Origin of the sequence: Bradyrhizobium sp. F1.4.3 (genome assembly GCF_040548375.1) — a bacterium.
Taxonomy (GTDB): Bacteria; Pseudomonadota; Alphaproteobacteria; order Rhizobiales; family Xanthobacteraceae; genus Bradyrhizobium.
In genome coordinates this window covers 30109-47521 of the sequence record NZ_JBEPRN010000008.1, presented here as the reverse complement: position 1 = coordinate 47521, position 17413 = coordinate 30109, and the positions used below count along the sequence as shown (strand labels likewise).

Genomic DNA, 17413 nt, shown 5'->3' with positions numbered 1-17413 from the left:
CACAGGGACCCAGAAGGAATGGGCCCCGGATCTGCAGCGCATCACTGCGTGCTGCGCTGCGTCCGGGGCACGAGAGGAAGCGATCGCGGATAGCGGCGTTCAGCCGCCACAGCCGACCCACTCACCCGAGCCATCATCATTCAGCCGCGCCACCGCATCGGCACGCCGCGTCAGCACCGCGCGCTGGTTGATGTAGCCCTTGTCGGTGATCTCGCCGCCGTCGACTGAGGGCGGTTCCGCCAGCAGCAGCGCGCGCGTGGCATGGCCGGAGGAGTTGGCGCCCTGTTGCTTCAACTTTGCGAGCCCCTGCGCGATCGCGGTCCTGACCTTTTCATGCGCCAGCACATCATTCACATCCGCCGTCTCGGCCAGACCGGCATGCGCGCGGCAGGCAGCCAGATTCGGGAACACCAGGAACCGTACCTCGTCACCGCCATGACCGGTCACCACGATATCCTGCGCGAGCGGCGCCAACGCGGCGATGCCGGCGACGCGCAGTGTGCCGACGCTGACCCAGGTGCCGGAATTCAGCTTGAAGTCTTCCGCGACACGGCCGTCAAAGAACAGGCCACGCTCCGACCGTTCGGCATCGGCGAGCTTCACGGCATCGCCGATGAGATAAAATCCCTCTTCGTCGAACGCCTGCTTGGTCAGCTCGGGCGCCTTCCAGTAGCCCGGCGTGACGTTGGGGCCGCGCACGCGCACTTCCAGCTTGTCGCCGGAAGGGACAAGCTTCAGCTCGGTGCCGGGAATCGGCACGCCGATATTGCCGGAGCGTTCGGCGAGGAAATGGCAGTCGGTTGCGAGCGGCGAGGTCTCGGTCGAGCCCCAGGCCGAGACCATCGGCAGCGGCCGGCCGACGGTCTTGATCGAGAGCTGTTCGAGCGCGTCCCAGAGGTTCTGCGGCAGCGCGGCGCCGGCGTAGAAGGCGAATTTCACCTCGCTGAAGAAGCGGCTGCGCAGTTCTTCGTCGGTGCGCAGCGCAGTGATCAGCATATCGAAGCCGCGCGGCACGTTGAAATAGACCGTCGGCATCACGCTTTTCAAATTGGCTAGCGACGTCGCAAAGAGGCCGGGCGCCGGCTTGCCGCCATCGATATAGAGCGAGCCGCCGTTGCGCAGCACGAGGTTGAAATTGTGGTTGGCGCCAAAGGTATGACTCCAGGGCAGCCAGTCGAGAATGACGAGACCGCCCTGGCTCTGTTCGAGAAAGGTCCAGGTCTGCGCCTTGGCCTGCTGGCTGGAGGTCAGCATGCGCTGGGTGTTGATCACCGCCTTGGGCGTGCCGGTCGAGCCCGAGGTGAACAGGAGTTTTGCGATCGTATCCGGCGTCACCGCGGCGAAGGCTTTTGCGACGCCGGGCGTTTCGGGTGTTGCCGCAATGCTCCGGAAGGCAAGCGCATCGGTATCGTCGGCATTGCCGCTGATGATTTGGGCCCGGTGCAGCGGCTCGATTGCGGCCAGCGCCGCCGCGAACGGCCGTGTCGCAGACACGTAGATCGCGCCCGGCTCGAGCAGCGCGATCATGTTCTTGAGCTTGTCAAAATCCTTTGACATCAGCGAATAGGCCGGGGAAATCGCGGCCGAGGGCACACCGACATGCTGGGCGGCGAGCGCGAGCAGCGCGTGGTCGATGCTGTTGTCGGAGAGGATCACGAGCGGGTGTTCGGCGCTGAGACCCTGTGCGAAGATCCAGGATGCAGCCCCATGCACATGCCGCAGAGCGTCCGCATAGGTGACGGTGGTCCATGACGCTTCGGGATTGCCGCGCTCGGCGAGAAAGATCGTGTCGGGCGTCTGCCATGCCCATTGCTCCAGCCAGTCGCCGATGCAGCGCGCGCTTTCGCGCAAAGGTTCGGGCGAGCGCAGCACGATACTGCCGTCGGCGCGATGCTCGGCGACGGTCTTTGGCGTTGCGAACAGACTTGAAGCGTCACCGCGTAAGGCGGCTGCCATATGTTTCCTCCTCGCCCGGACCCGGATCGGCCGCAGCCTCGTTCCGGGCTGCTTTGGCTATAATGTTGGGCGGGACAATTGTTGTCGTCAACAACAATCTTCCGTACCACCGGCGAAGGGGCTACAAGGATCACATAGCAGGAGACGCGACGTGATAGCCACCGCAGCCCGAACTCTCCCACGCAAACGATCCGGCAATGGCGCGTCGCGTCTCGACGACGCGGACGAGATCGGTCTCGACGCGCTGGTCGGCCACGCCGGCTACGCGGTGCGGCGCTTCCAGATCTGGATCTTTCAGGACTTCATCAAGACGCTCGGCGAGGTCGACATCCGGCCGACGCAATATTCGGTGCTGACGGTGATCGGCGCCAATCCAGGCCTGTCCCAGATGGCGGTGGCAAAGCGTCTTGGCATCGAGCGCGCCCGGCTGGTGCATCTGCTCGACAGCCTCGAGCAGCGTAAGCTGGTGAAGCGGATCAAGTCAAAGGCGGATCGGCGCTCGCATGCGCTGCACCTCACCGCGCAGGGCGAGACGGCACTTGCCAGGTTCAAACGGCTCGCCGACGAGCACGAGCGGCATGTCGAGGCGAAGATCGGCAAGGCGAACCGGGAGCGGCTGCTCCAGATCCTGGCCTGCTTCACCTGATTCCCAACTGCCCATGATTTGGGCAGGTGCCCATAAGAGGGCGCTGGCAGGACGACCCGCGCGATCATCGAAATATCCCCCAACCCACTGATTCCCCGATAATATCCGAAGCATCCGCCCTGCCCGGATTCTGTACACAATGGCACATCGCTTGCTTCAATCAGGGTGAGGACAAGTTGCCGGAGTTTTGTCGCCATGAGGGCTGAAACGGGGGCTGAACAGCCTGAAACGATCGCCGCGATTGTGGCCGCGCATCGCGCGGGCAAGGCCACGCCGGCGCAGACGGTCGCGCGCAGCTATCAGCGCATCCGCGACCACAATGATCCCGCCGTCTTCATCAGCCTGCGCGACGAGAAGGACGCGATCGCCGAGGCCGAGAAGCTTGCTGCGCGAACGGATGCCGCCAGCCTGCCGCTCTACGGCGTACCGGTCGCGGTGAAGGACAATATCGACGCGCTCGGCTTTCTGACCACGGCAGCGTGCCCGGCCTTCTCTTATACGCCGACGCATGACTCCACCGCCGTGCAGCGCCTGCGTGCCGCTGGCGCGATCATCATCGGCAAGACCAATCTCGACCAGTTCGCGACCGGCCTCGTCGGCGTGCGCTCGCCCTACGGCATCCCCCGCAATTCGATCCGCGACGATCTCATTCCCGGCGGATCGAGCTCGGGCTCGGCGACGGCTGTCGGCGCCGGCCTCGTGCCGCTGTCACTCGGCACCGATACGGCGGGGTCCGGGCGCGTGCCCGCGATGCTCAACAACATCGTGGGGCTGAAGCCGAGCCTTGGCATGATTTCGACCGCAGGCCTGGTGCCGGCCTGCCGCACGCTCGACTGCATCTCGGTGTTTGCGTTGACGGTCGACGACGCTACGCTCGCACTTTCCGTGATGGCCGGCCCCGACCAGGCCGATCCCTTCTCGCGCGACCGGCCGCTTGGCGCGATCTCGCCGCTTCCCGCAAACTTGCGCCTCGGCGTGCCGCGCAACGGACAGCTGATCTTCTTCGGCGACAAGAAGGCGGAAGCCGCTTACGCCGATGCGCTGAAGCGCTGGACCGCGCTCGGCGCGACGCTGGTCGAGTTCGACCTCGAGCCGTTCTACGAGACGGCGCGGCTGCTCTATGAGGGCCCGTGGGTTGCCGAGCGCTATCTCGTGATCCGTAATCTGCTCGCTTCCGCCCCGGACTCGATCCATCCAGTGACACGAGAGATTACCGCTGCCGGCGCGCGGCTGACGGCGGCGGAGACCTTCTCGGCGCTCTACCGTTTGCAGGGTCTGCGCAAGATCGCTGAGCGAAATTTTGCGAACATCGACGCGTTGGTGCTGCCGACGGCGCCGACGGCGTATACGACCGCGCAGGTGCTGGCCAATCCGATCGAGCTCAACAGCCGGCTTGGCACCTACACCAACTTTGTGAATCTGCTCGATCTCTGCGGTCTCGCGTTGCCGGCGGCGATGCGTGGCGACGGCATTCCGTTCGGCATCACGTTGCTGGCACCTGCCGGGCACGATGCGCTGCTCGCCAGCATTGGCCGCGTCTTCCATGCGGACACAAAACTCAGCGTGGGCGCGAAGGGCGTGGCGCAGGCACCGCTCGCACAGCTCGCCGCGAGCAACAGCGATGAGATTCCGATCGCAGTGGTCGGCGCGCATCTCTCCGGAATGGCGCTGAACGGCGAGTTGAAGGCACTGAGCGGAAAGTTGATCGAGACGACCACGACCGCGCCGGACTACAAGCTCTATGCGCTTCAGACCACGCCGCCGAAACCGGGCATGCTGCGCGTCGAGGCCGGCACGGGCGCATCGATCGAGCTGGAGATCTGGTTGCTGTCGTCGTCGGCCTTCGGCAAGTTCGTCAACGCGATTCCGGCGCCAATGGCGATCGGTACTGTTCGCTTAGCGGATGGCCGCAGCGTGAAGGGATTTCTCGTCGAGCCGGAAGTGCTGGGCGAAGCCCGCGACATCACCGCCTATGGCGGCTGGCGCGCGTATATGGCGGACGCTGCGACGGCGTGAATTCAACAACACCGTCGTCCCGGACAAGCGCAGCGAAGCGGAGCGCAGATCCGGGACCCATAACCACCGGATTGGGTTTGGCGAAGCCTCGGAGTTACCTGCTTCGCGCTACAACTGCTCCCTGTGGTTATGGGTCCCGGCCCCCGTGCGCAATTGCGCACTAGGCCGGGACGACACTGAGGGCGCAGCAACCGCCTCGTCTAAACCGACACCGCGTAAATCTCGTACTCCCCGCGGACCAGCTCGATATGCGCGCGCATCGCTGCTGCCGCACCCTGCTTGTCGCCGCGCATGATGGCGACGACGACGCGGTCGTGCTCGGCTTGCGATTTTGCGAGACGTCCGAGATTGCGGAACTGGGCGCGGCGGAATGGTTGCACGCGGACGCGCGTGGCGAGCGTGATTTCGGCGATGTAGCCGTTCTGCGAGCCGGCATAGATCGTGTTGTGGAAGCGCTCGTTGACCTCGTGGAAGCGATCGGGGTTGCCGGCGTAGCTCAAGACCCGCAGCTCTTCATGGACCGCTTCGAGGCCATGGCGCTCGGCGGCAGACATGCGCTCGGCGGCGAGGCCGGCGCAGAGTGCCTCGAGCTCCGCCATCGCCTCGAACATGCTCGTCAGCCGCTCGAACGAGGGCTGCGCCACCACCGCGCCGCGGTGGGCGCGCGCTTCAACCAGCCCGCTCGCCACGAGCTGGCGTAGCGCCTCGCGCACCGGCGTGCGCGACACGTTGAAGCGCCGCGCGATATCAGTCTCGTCCAGCGGCGAGCCGGGGGCCAGGGCTCCCCGCACGATCTCGTCGGCAAGCTGAAGACGCAATTCCTCGGCGCGCGTGACCTTCTGCACTGATGGCAGTGCCCGGTCGACGCGCGGCACCACCGGCTCGGCCGGCAGCGTTCCGGGCGGAAAGTCGTCAAGCGTCATACGATCAGGTCTCTTTCGACTCGTCGATGATGCTGACATGGGCAGCGACGACGCGCCAGCCCTCCGGGAAGCGAATCCAGGTCTGCATCTGCCGGCCAACCCTGCCCGGCGCGGTGTCGCGATAGAACAGGGTGGAGGCGACGGCCGTATCACGGCCGTAGCTGGTGATCACGGTCTTTGCGGTGCGGCGGTTGAGGCCGACGGGCGAACGCCCGGCGCGGAAGCCGGAGATCGCCTCATAGCCATAGAGGTTCTCGCCGATGCCGTAGCGCAGCGTGCGGGCATCGTTGCGGAAGAGCTCGCCGAGCACGGCGACGTCGTTGTTGACCAACGCCGCCTCGTAGCGCTGGAACGCAGCGGTCACTTCGGCAATCACGTCGGGGAGATCGATGTCCATCTCAAAGTCCTCTCGGCGCGGGGGCAGCGACGACGCCCATCCGCTCCAATGCATACGCGACTCGCAGCGCGATATCTTCGCGCCAGGGCGCTGTGATGATCTGCACGCCGATCGGCAACGGCTGCAGCGGCACCGGAACTGCAACGACGGGCAATCCGATGAACGAGATCGGTTGGGTATGGATGCCGATATTGGCGCGCACCGGCAAGTCGGCGCCGTCGAGCTTGAAATTGACCTGGCCGAGCTTCGGCGCCGTGCAGGGCGTTGCGGGCGCGAGCAGCACGTCCACCGACTTAAAGATCTCCGCGAGCTGCGCGCGATACCAGCGTCGGAATTTTTGCGCGCGGTCGACCATCGGCGCCGGCACCATGGCGCCAGCGATCAGCCGGTCGCGCACTGCGGGATCGAAGTCGTTGGGGCGCTTGCGCAGGCGATCGAGATGCAGCGAGGCACCTTCGGTGGTGGTGATGACGTAAGCCGCGGCGCGGGCGCGCGCGGCTTCGGGCACGTCGACCACTTGTGTCGTACCAAGCGCCTTGGCGACGCGGCTGACGGCTTCGGCAGCTTCCGGGAACATATGCTTCTGGAAGTGTCCGCCGGCGATCGCGATGCGCAGGTCCGAAACCGGATTGGCAAGCAGCGGCGTCGTCGGCTCTAGACCACGTGTTGTGGTGCAGGCGGCATCGTCGGCATCCGGCCCTTGCATCGCGTCGTAGGCGAGCGCGAGATCGGTGACCGAGCGCGCGAACGGGCCGAGATGATCGAGGCTCGCGACGAACGGGAACGAACGCGCCCGCGACAGCCGGCCATAGGTCGGCTTCAAACCAAAGATGCCGCAGAACGAGGACGGCACGCGGATCGAGCCATTGGTGTCCGATCCCAGCGCGATCGGCACCAGTGCGCCGCCGACGGCGCTGCCAGAACCACCTGAGGAGCCGCCGCTCATCCGCGTCGTGTCATGCGGATTGCGCGAGGGGCCGTCATGGACATTCTCGCCGGTGAAGTCGTAGGCGTATTCGCCCATGTTGAGCGCACCGACGAGAATTGCGCCGGCAGCTTCCATGCGCTCGATCAACGTGGCGTCGCGCTTGGCGGGTGCGCGATCGCGGTTGATCTTAGAACCGGCCCTTGTCGTGAGACCCGCGACATCGAACAGGTTCTTCACCGCGAAGGGGACGCCGGCGAGTGGGCCGGCCTTCTTGCCGGCGGCAATGTCGGCATCGATCGCGCGCGCTTTCGCACGGGCGCGATCGGCGGTGACTTCGGTGAAGGAGTTGAGGACGGTATCGTGCTGCTTGATGCGCGCAAGCGCAGCTTCAGTCGCATCGAGCGCGGACAATTGACTACCGGCCACCGCCTTGGCGATCTCGGCAGCCGTCATATCTGGCTTGGTCATCATGGCGGCGTCAGACGGAGAACACGGGTGCCGGCTCGGTCTCGTCCGGCAGCGCGAATTCGTCGACGAGGCGGGCGAGCCGCAACGAGACGTCGAGATTGGCGCGAATGGCCGGCCTCCAGGCCTCCTCGACGGGCAGCGCCAACGCTTTCGCGACAGCGTCGATATAGTCGTCCAGCGGTTCGGCCATCACGCTCCCAAACAGGCTCTCAGTGCACCGGCAACGGCGGATGCGGGATCGCCGTCAGCAGCTCCTTGGTGTAGTCGTCCTGCGGATCGCTCAGAACCCTCTCGGAAGAGCCTTCCTCGACGATTCGACCCGACCGCATGACAATGACACGATCGCACAACAAGCGCACTACGTTCAAATCATGCGAGACGAACAGATAGCTCATACCTAGCCGCGCCTTGAGGCCCTGGAGCAGGTTCAGGACCACGGCCTGGACCGAGACGTCGAGCGCCGCCGTCGGCTCGTCCAGGATGACGAGCTTGGGGTGCAGGGCAATCGCGCGAGCGATGCCGACGCGGGCCTTCTGGCCGCCGGACAATTGGTGCGGGAACCGATCCAGCAGGTTGAGCGGCAGGCCGACCATGGTGGCCAGCTCCTCGCAGCGGGTGCGGAGCGCGTCGCGCCCTTTGACGTCGCCGAGCTGCATGATCGGGTCGGCGATGGCGCGCACGGCGGTGAAACGCGGGTTGAGGCTATCGGTCGGGTCCTGGAACACCATCTGGATGCGGCTGCGCTGCGGCAGCCGGGCGAAGGAGGCTGGCTGAATGGCGCCGATGTCCTCGCCGTCGAACTGGATCAGGCCCGAGGTCTGGTCCAGGAGCCGCATCACCATCATCGAGGTGGTCGATTTGCCGCAGCCGGATTCGCCGACCAGGCCGACGCTCTCGCCATGGCCGATGGAAAAGCTGATGCCGTCGACCGCGCGGAACACGTCCGGCTCGACCGGCGGCTTACGGCCGAACAGTTTGCCAAGCGTCGCAGTCGCGCCCTGGCGGGGATATTCCTTGACGAGCTTTTCGATGAGGAGAAGGGGCTTTTGGCTCTCCGCGCCGGCCGGAGCCGATTCCACGCACGCGGAACTCGCGGCGGCGAGCGCTGCGCCCTCGTCCTCCGGCAACAGATCGCGCAGCGACACGCCGAGCCGGGGCGTCGCGCGCATCAATTTCTTGGTGTAGGGGTGCTGCGGGTTGGCGAAGATGTCGGCGGCTTTCGCGGTCTCGACCACCCTGCCCTTCTCCATCACCACGACACGGTCGCAATAAGCGGCGGCCAAGCCGAGATCATGGGTGATCAGGATGGTCGACATCGCCTTGCGCTTGGTCAGCTCGACGATCAGATCCATCACCGCCTTCTGGGTGGTGACATCGAGGCCGGTGGTTGGCTCGTCCGCGATCAGCAGCTGCGGATTGCAGGCGAGCGCTAGCGCGATGACGACGCGCTGACACATGCCGCCGGAAAGCTCGAACGGATAGGCGTGGTAGCGCTCGCGCGGGCGGGCGATCTTGACCTGCTCCAGTGCTTCAATCGCCTTTTCTCCGTGGTCCGAAACCATGGCCTGCTGCACATGGGTGCGCAGCACGTCCTCGATCTGGTCGCCCACTTTCCGGATCGGATTGAGCGCGGCGCGTGGGTTCTGGAAGATCATCGAGACTTCGCGGCCGCGCAAATCGCGCATCTGGTCTTCGGTCGCAGCCTTGACGTCGATGCCGGAGAACATCACCGAGCCCTCGGCGATCTTGCCGGCGCGGTCGAGGATGCGCATCACCGCGTAGGAGGTCACCGACTTGCCCGAGCCGGACTCGCCGACGATGGCGAGCGTCTCGCCCTTGGCGACGGAGATGTTGACGTGCTGCACCGCCTTGACGATGCCGCGGCGGGTGGTGAATTCGACGGTGAGGTCCTGGACGTCGAGCAGGGGCTGGGCGGTCATGAACGGCTCCCACTCAAAAATGTCGAAAACAACCCCATGCACAGTAGAATGGCGTTGGATTCATTAGACAATTTCTGGGGGAGGTTTGCACGTAAGGCGAGCGCAGCTGCGAGCTTGGAAGCAGTCATCACGTCCTCCGCTGCGGGTCGACGATGTCGCGCAGGCCGTCGCCGAGGAGGTTGAAGCAGAACACGGCGATCATCAGAGCGAGGCCCGGGAACAGCGCGATCCACCATTCGCCGGAGACCATGAAGCCCGCGCCTTCGGCGACCATGATGCCCCATTCGGCGGTCGGCGGCCGGACGCCGAGGCCGATGAAGGAGAGGCCGGCGGCGTTGAGGATGGCGTAGCCCATGGTCAGCGACATCTGGACGATCATGATCGGCATGATATTGGGCAGGATGTGCACCAAGAGGATGCGGAACTCGCCGTTGCCGGACAACCGCGCCGCCTGCACGAAGCCGGCGTTGCGGCGCACGTTCGCTTCGGCGCGCGCGACGCGGGCGTAGAGCGGGAAGTTGACGATGGCGGTCGCCAGGATGATGTTCTGCACGGTGTTGCCGAGTGCTGCGACGATGCCCATCGCCAGCACGAACAGCGGAAACGCCATGATGGTGTCGGCGATGCGGCCGACGATGCGATCGGTCCAGCCGCCAAAGTAGCCGGCTGCAATGCCGGCGAGCCCGCCCATCAGAAACACCAGCACGACGGAAGCGACTGCGATGAACGTATCGAGCCGCGTCGCCACCACGACGCGGCTGAAGATGTCGCGGCCCAATTGGTCGGTGCCGAACCAGTGCGCCGCGGAGGGCGGCTTCAGCGACGCGGCGGTGTCGGAAGCAAGCGGATCATACGGCACCACATAGGGACCGAAGATCGCGGCAATGAGGATTACGATCAGGAGCCCGAAGGCGAAGCCCGTGACCTTGTTCTCGCCGAGAACGTAGCGGGTCTGCTCGATGATCGCAGCGAGTCCCGACGTCCGCGCGGGACCGACGGGTTCAACAGCAGGCGCAACGGTGCTCATAATTCACCTCTACCCTTCCAGCCGCACGCGCGGATCGATCACGCCATAGAGAATGTCGATCACGAGATTGAGCAGCACGTACATGACGGCCATGGTCAGCACGAAACCCTGCACCGGTGCGAAATCCGACGAGATCAGTGCTTCCACCGCGTAGGAGCCGATGCCGGGCCAGGCGAACACTTTTTCCACCAGCACGTTGGCGCCGAGCAGGAAGGAGAACACCATGCTGAGCGTGGTGATCACGGGCAGCATCGCGTTACGAAAGGCGTAGGTGACGATCACGGTCGCCGGCGAGAGCCCGCTGGCGCGGGCGGTGCGCACGAACTCCGACGACAGCACCGCCAGCATCGAGGCACGCGTCATGCGCGCGATCGGCGCCAGCGAGAAGATCGCAAGCGTCGTCGCCGGCAGGATGAGCTGGCTCAGCGCCGAACGGAACGCCTCGAAGTCGCGCGCGATCAGGGTGTCGATCAAATAGAAGCCGGTGACAGTCGGCGGCGCGCTGTAGAACACATCGAGACGGCCGAGCGGTGCGGGCGACCAGCCGAGCTGGAAGTAGAAAACATAAACCAGCACGAGGCCGGTGAAGAACACCGGCAGCGACACGCCGGCTGTCGTCGTCACCCGGCAGAGATGGTCGACCCATGATCCCGGTCGCGTCGCCGCGAGCACGCCGAGCGGGATGGCGATGACGATCGAGACGACGAGACCGATGAGAGTTAGTTCAGCCGACGCCGGCAGACGATTGCGGATTTCGGCCGCGACCGGCTGTCCCGTCGTGAGCGAGTTGCCGAAATCGCCATGGGCGAGATCGTTGGTGTAGCGGAAGAACTGCTCGACCAGCGGCTTGTCGAGGCCGAGCTTCTTGCGAATCTGCTCGACTGCTTCCTTCGTCGCGGCGGGGCCGGCGAAGTACGCCGCCGGATCACCCGGCAGCGCGCGCGTCAGCAGGAAGGTGACGATGACGACGCCAATCAGCGACGGGATCGCGAACATCAGGCGCTTGCCGATCATGGTCAGCATGGGGTGCGCTCCGCGCTGGTGAGTGGCGAATAGCGAATGGCGAATGGCTGCTCGCTGCCGTGTGTATCCATCGTTACCCCCTATTCGCTACTCGCCATTCGCCCTCTCACCCCTTCGCCATCGCGCGATAATCCAGGCGGCGATGGAACCAGTATTGGTAGCCGCTGATGTTCTTCTGCATCGCGACGTTGACGAAGGGCTGGTACAGCGGGATGCGCGGGACGTCGGCGTAGGCGAGATCGACAAAGCCCTTCACGTCGGTGTCGTAGGTCGCCATGTCGCCGGTCGCGGCCGCATTGCGCGCGCCGTCGATCAGCTTGTCCATCTCGGCCGACTTGTAACTCATGGTGTTGAAGACGGAATTGTTGCCGTGATAGCACCAGTAGAAGAAGTACTCGGGGTAATCGAGCCAGCCCGAGAACACGTTGGTGAAGAGCGGCATTTCCTTCTTGTTCAGCTCGGTGCGCCAGTTGGCGCCGGGCACCTTGTTGATGGTGGTCTTGATGCCGATCTGGGCGAGGCTCTCCTGCACCAGCACGCAGAGCGGCTCGTTGACGCCCGCGAAGTTGAGGTCGAACGAAATCGTGGTCTCGAAGCCGTTGGCGTAGCCGGCTTCGGCCATGAGCGCCTTCGCCTTCTCCATGTCGGTGTTGTACTTGTGCGGCTGCGGCCAGGCGACTTCGGTCGGCTTGTCCTTCGCCGCGCCGAACATCGGGTTCGCCAGCCCGAACATCACCGCGTCCATGATCTTCTGATAGGGCAGCGCGTAGGCAACCGCCTGACGGACTTTTGGATTGTCGAAAGGCGGCTTGGTCACGTTCATGCCGATGTACTGGATGCCGTTGGAGAACGGCAGCGACACCACGTTGAGCTTGCCGCTCGCCTTCATCTCCTGGAAATCCTTGTTCGGCAGTTCGTAGGAGATGTCGGCGTCGCCGCGCTCCAAGAGCGCCCGACGGTTGCCGGCCTGCGGCACCATGCGCCAGATCACGCGCTTGATCTTCGGCAGGGGCCCACCGACCCACTCCTCGTTGCGCTCCATCACCACTTCGGTGCCCGCGGTCCATTTCGTCACCTTGTAGGCGCCGGAGCCCGCGGTCTGCTGCTTGGTATATTCGAGACCCCAGGGATCCTTCTCGTTGGCGTTCTTCTTCACGAGCTCGGAATTGATGACGCAAGGCACGATCACGGCGAGATCTGGAATCGTCAGTCGATCCTTCTTGGCGAAATCAACCCGCACGGTGGAATCGTCGACCACGACGAACTGCTCGGGTTTTGTCAGCGACCCCGCGCTCATCTGGAAGGTCGGGAAGCCGCCGACCGTGACGGCGCGGTCGAGCGACCACTTCACGTCCTTGGCGGTAACCGGCGTGCCGTCGTGGAATTTGGCGTTCTTCTTCAGCTTGAAGGTGACCGACATGTCGTCGATCTTCATGTCGTCGGCGAGCTCACCCTTGAACTTGTCGCGGTCGTAATAGGGCACGCCGCCCGGGCCGCTCTTCATCTCGTGGCTGATCAGGCGGTCATAGCAATTCCAGGATACCTCATAGCCGGGCACGTTGGTGCCGACGCCGTGGATGTCGAGATTGTTGGGCCCGCCTTCCGAGACGATCAGCAGCGTCTCGGAGCGCGCGTCGGCCTTGGCCGACGAGACTATCGACGGCACGGCCGGAAGCGCCGCGCCAGCGGCCAATCCGGAAACGGACTTGAGGAAATCGCGGCGCTTCATGAGGATGCTCCAACGCAAAAAAGTTTCTGGTTGGAACTGGATTCGCAAGGTTCGTGCCAAAGCTTAATGGGAGCTTAAGCCCTACGTAACGCTCTGATAATATTTGAAAAAAGTCCGAATTTGACGGATAGGTCTTCGCGCCTAGGTCACGATCATTGCATACAAAGAAGTGCATTTGCTCATCAAATGAACCGATCTCTGATATCGCCTATTTTATAGGCGATATCATCACCTTTGCAAAAGCCAAGCCCCAAATTCAAGAAAAAGCTGTTGCACGAGCCGGCATCCAAGATCGGATTACGCGCACTCCCCTCGGATTAACTGGGCATGAGTTTAGGAAACGGTTCCAGTTGGGAACCATTTCTCGGCCCCGCGCCAATTGGCGCACCCCAACTCGGCTGTGAGAATTTTCGAGACTTCGCTGCGAGCACCCGCAACGAGACGACGCGCAGTCGGGAAATAGGAATTTATTCTCATGAATTGATCCGGAAGGTACTAGCGCGCGCGTAGCACAGAGCATGCCAGCTTCCTTTGGAATCCGCAGATACGATTCATTAAGGTTAACGGAGTCCGGAACCGCACGGAGTTGCACCTAAAGACAAAACGACTTATACCGGATTCATGACGAACTCGCCCCGTGACCTTCTGATGGATTTGAGAGCGAAGCTTGTCGCGAAGATCGCGCCGATGACATCCGACGTCGCGCGCCTTCGTGAAGAACTCGCGCGCAAGCAGGGCGAGCTGTTCGATGCGAATTTAGAGCTGGAGCAGATCAACTCGGCACTTAAAGCCATCGACGAAACACAGGCCAAAAATCTGCCGACGATCAAGGAAGCGATTCTGAAGGTTTTGGAAGATCACCCAGACGGAATGACGGCCTTGGAAATTCTTGCCGAGATCAACACCAGGTTCTTTGCAGGTCGGATCGCGAGGACGAGCCTGTCACCTCAGCTCTCGCGACTCAAGGACGACGACCAGAAGATCGGTTTGAAAGGCACGAAATGGATTTTGCTGCCCAAGCAACCGATGTTGCAGTTTGAGCGGCGCTTTTAAAAAGTTAAGCCCCCGGATGGTCCTGGGGGCCTCACCTTGGGATGGTGCACAACACGGCGGTGTAGTCGCCGGCGAGAAGATGGAGGAGCCTATGTCTTTCGACCTGTGTCTCGACAGGGGGGCTAGCGTTGCAGCGCGAATCCCATTCCCGAGACTATTAATAGGCTAACCACCGGAGGGCGCGAAAGCGCCTCTTCTGCTTTCTACATATTGGTTTATATTGGGGTGTCAACGAGAATCATTGCAGATTCAATATCTTAAGATTGACTCCTCTCACTGAGACCATAAGAGGATCAAACATCGCGTTTCACTCCTCGCGATGATGAAAGTAAACTTACGCAAATATTGATCGCTTCTCCGAGGTGTGAATGCGCGCCAAACGCCCAGATCACTCCGCCCAGATCAGATCCTGAAGCGCGACGAGATCGTCCGCCCTCTCCTGCCAGCCCTCGATGCAGATGTGGCTGTTGAGGTCGCTGGCCTGGTGCAGCAGCATCAGCGCCATCAGGCGCCGCTTGAGCGCATAGTCCAGTTTCGAATAGCCAAAACCTTCGAGCAGGCTGCGCACGCGGCCGGGCCTTCCCGCCGCCATGAATGCGCTGGGGCCGAGCAGATCATAGTCGCGCCATCCCGCGCGCACGTCGCCGAAGTCGAACAAGCCGGCGAGCGACCAGTCGCCATCGTGGCAGGCGAGCAGGAAATTCTCGGGAATGTATTCGCCGATCAGGATCACCGGCGACGCGTCCATCGGAATGAGTTTTGCCGCATCGCGCAGGAGGTCGTCGAGACCGGCGAGAAATTTTGGTGCAAGGCCGAGACGTTCGTGCCGCGCGCGACAACCCTGCATCTGCTTGCGCATGAACGCATCCCAGCGCGGCTCGATCTGCGCAAGAGGGCCGAGCGGCGCGCGCTGCACGGCGGCAATGGTCTCGCCGATCTGGCGCAGCACGCGCTCTTTCTGCGCTTCAGGCAATGACGGCCAGACCTCCGAGCCGAGCGCGCCGGCAAGGCGCGTGATGATCAGATAGGGCCAGCCGTCGCGCTCGCCTTCCGCGACGATCTCCGGAATCGGCAGATCGAGGCGGCCTGCGAGCTGTGTCAGCGAACCACGCTCTGAGACGAACTGCGCGCGCAACAGCGGTGGGAAGATCTTCAGGATCAGCTTCTCGCCGAAGCCGACGACGAGATTGGTGCCGGTCGAAAACACCTGGGCGCGGCCATCGAGACCGTGGCTGCGGGCGATGTCGACCGCGATCGGCAACCATCGTAGCGGATCGGAGCGCCAGGCGCGAAAGGCTTGCGCATCGGCGAAAGCCGGCAACACGGCATTTGTCATTGGCCGCTACCGGTCCGGGCTCGCGCGCTCGAACTGGCGCAAGAGCTTGTTGCCGCGCGCGACCGCGGAATCGAGCGCTCCTTGCGCGCCCTTGTGGCCGGCAAAGGCCTGCTCCAGCTCGTCCTCGATCACGCCGCGGATCAAGATGAAGGAGCCAAGCCGGATGCCCTTCGAATTCTCGGTCGGCGGATGCAGCGTGATCTCCTCGAACGAGATCGCCGAGCCCGGATTGCGCTCGTAAAAGCCCTGCGCCCGCGTCAACTCGTAGGCGGCGCGAGTGATCGGCAGGTACCCGGTGTTCTGGTGCCAGGCCGCCTGCACGCCCGGCTGCGACAGATAGGCGAAGAACCGCGCCACGCCCTTGTATTCCTCGTGCGGGCGGTCGCGCAGCACCCACAGCGTGGCGCCGCCGATCAGCGCGTTCTGCGGCGCGTCCTTCACGTCGGGCCAATACGGCATCATGCCGTAGCCGATCTCGAATTTCGAATTCACCTTGATGTCGGCGCGCGTCGCCGAGGAGCCGATGAAGATGCCGCATTCGCCGTTCTGGAAGCGCGGCTCGGCCGCTTGCCCGCGGCCGCTATAGTCGAACAGCTTGGTCTTCTGCCACTCGGCAAGCTGGGCAACGTGATGCACGACGACCGGATTGTTGATGGTCAACTCCGCATCGAGCCCGGCAAAGCCGTTCGCGCGCGTCGCGAGCGGCAGATTGTGAAAGGCGGAGAGATTCTCGACATGGATCCAGGACGGCCAGGACGTGGTGAAACCGCATGCCGCGCCATGATCGCGCAGGCGTTTTGCAGCGGCGCCAAGCTCCGGCCAGGTCTTCGGCGGCCTGTCTGGATCAAGGCCCGCATCGCGGAACATGGTCTTGTTGTAATAGAGGATCGGGGTCGACGAATTGAACGGGAACGACAACAGATTGCCGGCTGCGTCGGTGTAGTAGCCGGAGACGGCGGGAAGGTAATCGTTGAGCGAGAACGGCTCGCCCATGTCGCGCATCATGCTGAACACCGGATAGATCGCGCCCTTGGCCGCGGTCATGGTGGCGGTGGCGACCTCGTTGACCTGCACGATCGCGGGCTGGCTGCGCGAGCGGAAGGCGAAGATCGCAGCCGTCACCGTCTCGGTATAGTTGCCCTTGTAGCTCGGCACGATCCGATAATCGGACTGCGCGGCGTTGAAGTCGGAGGTGAGCTTTTCGAGCTGCTTGCCGAGCTCGCCCGACATCGCGTGCCACAGCGCGATGTCGGTGGCGGCGCGCGCCTCGCCACTCAATGCGAGGGCCACGGCGGCGGTGACCTGCAAAAGGCGCAATGCTGAAATCACGATGGCTCTTCCCGTCTCGTGCGGCAAAAGACGACTATACCCTGCTTAAGGCGCGGCCTTGGCGGTTTCAACCGTGAATGATGGCCAGTCGCGCCGCACAATCGCGCCGCGGGCGGGGGCGGGATGGCCTTCCCCTAACCATTTGCTAGATTGCATTGAACCTTTTGGCCCCGCCATAGACTCCATCACCGAGGGGTTGAGTGTGCCAGTGTTGAACCGTGCCGAACTGTCACGGACCGGGGTGATTTTCGTCGCGCTTCTGCTCGCCATCTGCGCGACGGGCGCCGTCGCGCGCGAATTCCGCGCCGCCGACACCCAGGCCGAGGATTACCCGACCGTCCAGGCCTTGCGCTACATGGGCGCCATGATCGCCGAGCGCACCGGCGGCCGGCACGAGATCAAGGTGTTTCGCTTCGGCGCCGAGCCGGTCGAGCTTCCCTATGGGCAGGTGCTCATGGGGCTCGCGACCCGCCTGATCGACGGCGCTGAAAACAACCGGCCATCTTTCGTGACGACAGACGACTACCAATATGACATCGACCGCAAGCCGTTCGAGGACGCGATGGCGGCGGTCTACGCCAAGGCCGCGCGCGATCCCGCCGCGGCCGCGCTGATCGAACGCATTCGCAAGGTGGAGTGAAG

15 protein-coding genes are annotated in these 17413 nt (G+C 63.7%); 4 read left to right on the top strand and 11 right to left on the bottom strand.

The features are described from left to right. Positions 1 to 99 precede the first annotated feature (99 nt). On the bottom strand, positions 100 to 1956 hold the full coding sequence (locus ABIB73_RS21315) for a feruloyl-CoA synthase (RefSeq protein WP_354227021.1): 1857 nt from the start codon (positions 1954 to 1956) through the stop codon (positions 100 to 102). Between the two features lie 151 nt (positions 1957 to 2107). Here ABIB73_RS21315 and ABIB73_RS21310 point away from each other — a divergent pair, with 151 nt between their 5' ends. Both ABIB73_RS21310 and atzF read left to right on the top strand, forming a co-directional pair. Continuing rightward, on the top strand, positions 2108 to 2602 hold the full coding sequence (locus ABIB73_RS21310) for a MarR family winged helix-turn-helix transcriptional regulator (RefSeq protein WP_354227019.1): 495 nt from the start codon (positions 2108 to 2110) through the stop codon (positions 2600 to 2602). A gap of 195 nt (positions 2603 to 2797) precedes the next feature. Further along, complete coding sequence (gene atzF, locus ABIB73_RS21305; RefSeq protein WP_354227017.1) at positions 2798 to 4618, top strand: allophanate hydrolase; 1821 nt, start codon at positions 2798 to 2800, stop codon at positions 4616 to 4618. A 200-nt stretch (positions 4619 to 4818) separates the two neighbouring features. On the opposite strand, the gene ABIB73_RS21300 is transcribed toward atzF, so the two are convergent. The 8 genes from ABIB73_RS21300 to ABIB73_RS21265 form a co-directional block, all read right to left on the bottom strand. After that, on the bottom strand, positions 4819 to 5541 hold the full coding sequence (locus tag ABIB73_RS21300) for a GntR family transcriptional regulator (RefSeq protein ID WP_354227016.1): 723 nt from the start codon (positions 5539 to 5541) through the stop codon (positions 4819 to 4821). Between the two features lie 4 nt (positions 5542 to 5545). Next, entirely contained in the window at positions 5546 to 5938 is a 393-nt protein-coding gene (gene hpxZ / locus ABIB73_RS21295) for an oxalurate catabolism protein HpxZ (RefSeq protein ID WP_354227014.1), read from the bottom strand. Position 5939: 1 nt separating this feature from the next. Further along, a complete protein-coding gene (locus tag ABIB73_RS21290) occupies positions 5940 to 7337 on the bottom strand; it encodes an AtzE family amidohydrolase (RefSeq protein ID WP_354227012.1) in 1398 nt (465 codons plus the stop codon). A gap of 7 nt (positions 7338 to 7344) precedes the next feature. Then, the gene (locus ABIB73_RS21285; protein ID WP_354227010.1) at positions 7345 to 7524 is read right to left on the bottom strand and encodes a DUF4089 domain-containing protein; all 180 of its coding nucleotides are present in this window, start codon (positions 7522 to 7524) and stop codon (positions 7345 to 7347) included. A 19-nt stretch (positions 7525 to 7543) separates the two neighbouring features. Further along, the gene (locus ABIB73_RS21280) at positions 7544 to 9274 is read right to left on the bottom strand and encodes a dipeptide ABC transporter ATP-binding protein (RefSeq protein ID WP_354227008.1); all 1731 of its coding nucleotides are present in this window, start codon (positions 9272 to 9274) and stop codon (positions 7544 to 7546) included. 127 nt (positions 9275 to 9401) lie between these two features. Then, complete coding sequence (locus ABIB73_RS21275; protein WP_354227006.1) at positions 9402 to 10301, bottom strand: ABC transporter permease; 900 nt, start codon at positions 10299 to 10301, stop codon at positions 9402 to 9404. A 9-nt stretch (positions 10302 to 10310) separates the two neighbouring features. Then, positions 10311 to 11324 (bottom strand): ABC transporter permease, encoded by a 1014-nt coding sequence (locus tag ABIB73_RS21270; RefSeq protein ID WP_354227004.1) that lies wholly within the window; start codon positions 11322 to 11324, stop codon positions 10311 to 10313. Positions 11325 to 11430: 106 nt separating this feature from the next. Beyond that, a complete protein-coding gene (locus tag ABIB73_RS21265; protein ID WP_354227002.1) occupies positions 11431 to 13053 on the bottom strand; it encodes an ABC transporter substrate-binding protein in 1623 nt (540 codons plus the stop codon). A gap of 621 nt (positions 13054 to 13674) precedes the next feature. On the opposite strand from ABIB73_RS21265, the gene ABIB73_RS21260 reads away from it, so the two are divergent. Then, positions 13675 to 14106: a hypothetical protein gene (locus tag ABIB73_RS21260; protein ID WP_354227000.1), complete on the top strand. Its 432-nt coding sequence runs from the start codon at positions 13675 to 13677 to the stop codon at positions 14104 to 14106. 388 nt (positions 14107 to 14494) lie between these two features. On the opposite strand, the gene ABIB73_RS21255 is transcribed toward ABIB73_RS21260, so the two are convergent. Both ABIB73_RS21255 and ugpB read right to left on the bottom strand, forming a co-directional pair. Next, entirely contained in the window at positions 14495 to 15442 is a 948-nt protein-coding gene (locus ABIB73_RS21255; RefSeq protein WP_354226998.1) for an aminoglycoside phosphotransferase family protein, read from the bottom strand. A gap of 6 nt (positions 15443 to 15448) precedes the next feature. Further along, entirely contained in the window at positions 15449 to 16771 is a 1323-nt protein-coding gene (gene ugpB, locus ABIB73_RS21250) for a sn-glycerol-3-phosphate ABC transporter substrate-binding protein UgpB (protein ID WP_502918449.1), read from the bottom strand. Between the two features lie 58 nt (positions 16772 to 16829). Between ugpB and ABIB73_RS21245 the strand changes: the two genes are divergently transcribed. Further along, the gene (locus tag ABIB73_RS21245; protein ID WP_502918448.1) at positions 16830 to 17411 is read left to right on the top strand and encodes a hypothetical protein; all 582 of its coding nucleotides are present in this window, start codon (positions 16830 to 16832) and stop codon (positions 17409 to 17411) included. The last annotated feature ends 2 nt before the right edge of the window (positions 17412 to 17413 follow it).

What these genes read in the sequence shown, in the direction of transcription:
- ABIB73_RS21270 (WP_354227004.1), bottom strand. Translation starts at nt 11,324, where the DNA reads ATGCTGACCATGATCGGCAAGCGCCTGATGTTCGCGATCCCGTCGCTG.
- ABIB73_RS21315 (WP_354227021.1), bottom strand. Translation starts at nt 1,956, where the DNA reads ATGGCAGCCGCCTTACGCGGTGACGCTTCAAGTCTGTTCGCAACGCCA.
- ABIB73_RS21280 (WP_354227008.1), bottom strand. Translation starts at nt 9,274, where the DNA reads ATGACCGCCCAGCCCCTGCTCGACGTCCAGGACCTCACCGTCGAATTC.
- hpxZ (WP_354227014.1), bottom strand. Translation starts at nt 5,938, where the DNA reads ATGGACATCGATCTCCCCGACGTGATTGCCGAAGTGACCGCTGCGTTC.
- ABIB73_RS21255 (WP_354226998.1), bottom strand. Translation starts at nt 15,442, where the DNA reads ATGACAAATGCCGTGTTGCCGGCTTTCGCCGATGCGCAAGCCTTTCGC.
- ABIB73_RS21275 (WP_354227006.1), bottom strand. Translation starts at nt 10,301, where the DNA reads ATGAGCACCGTTGCGCCTGCTGTTGAACCCGTCGGTCCCGCGCGGACG.
- ABIB73_RS21300 (WP_354227016.1), bottom strand. Translation starts at nt 5,541, where the DNA reads ATGACGCTTGACGACTTTCCGCCCGGAACGCTGCCGGCCGAGCCGGTG.
- ABIB73_RS21285 (WP_354227010.1), bottom strand. Translation starts at nt 7,524, where the DNA reads ATGGCCGAACCGCTGGACGACTATATCGACGCTGTCGCGAAAGCGTTG.
- ABIB73_RS21290 (WP_354227012.1), bottom strand. Translation starts at nt 7,337, where the DNA reads ATGATGACCAAGCCAGATATGACGGCTGCCGAGATCGCCAAGGCGGTG.
- ABIB73_RS21265 (WP_354227002.1), bottom strand. Translation starts at nt 13,053, where the DNA reads ATGAAGCGCCGCGATTTCCTCAAGTCCGTTTCCGGATTGGCCGCTGGC.
- atzF (WP_354227017.1), top strand. Translation starts at nt 2,798, where the DNA reads ATGAGGGCTGAAACGGGGGCTGAACAGCCTGAAACGATCGCCGCGATT.
- ABIB73_RS21260 (WP_354227000.1), top strand. Translation starts at nt 13,675, where the DNA reads ATGACGAACTCGCCCCGTGACCTTCTGATGGATTTGAGAGCGAAGCTT.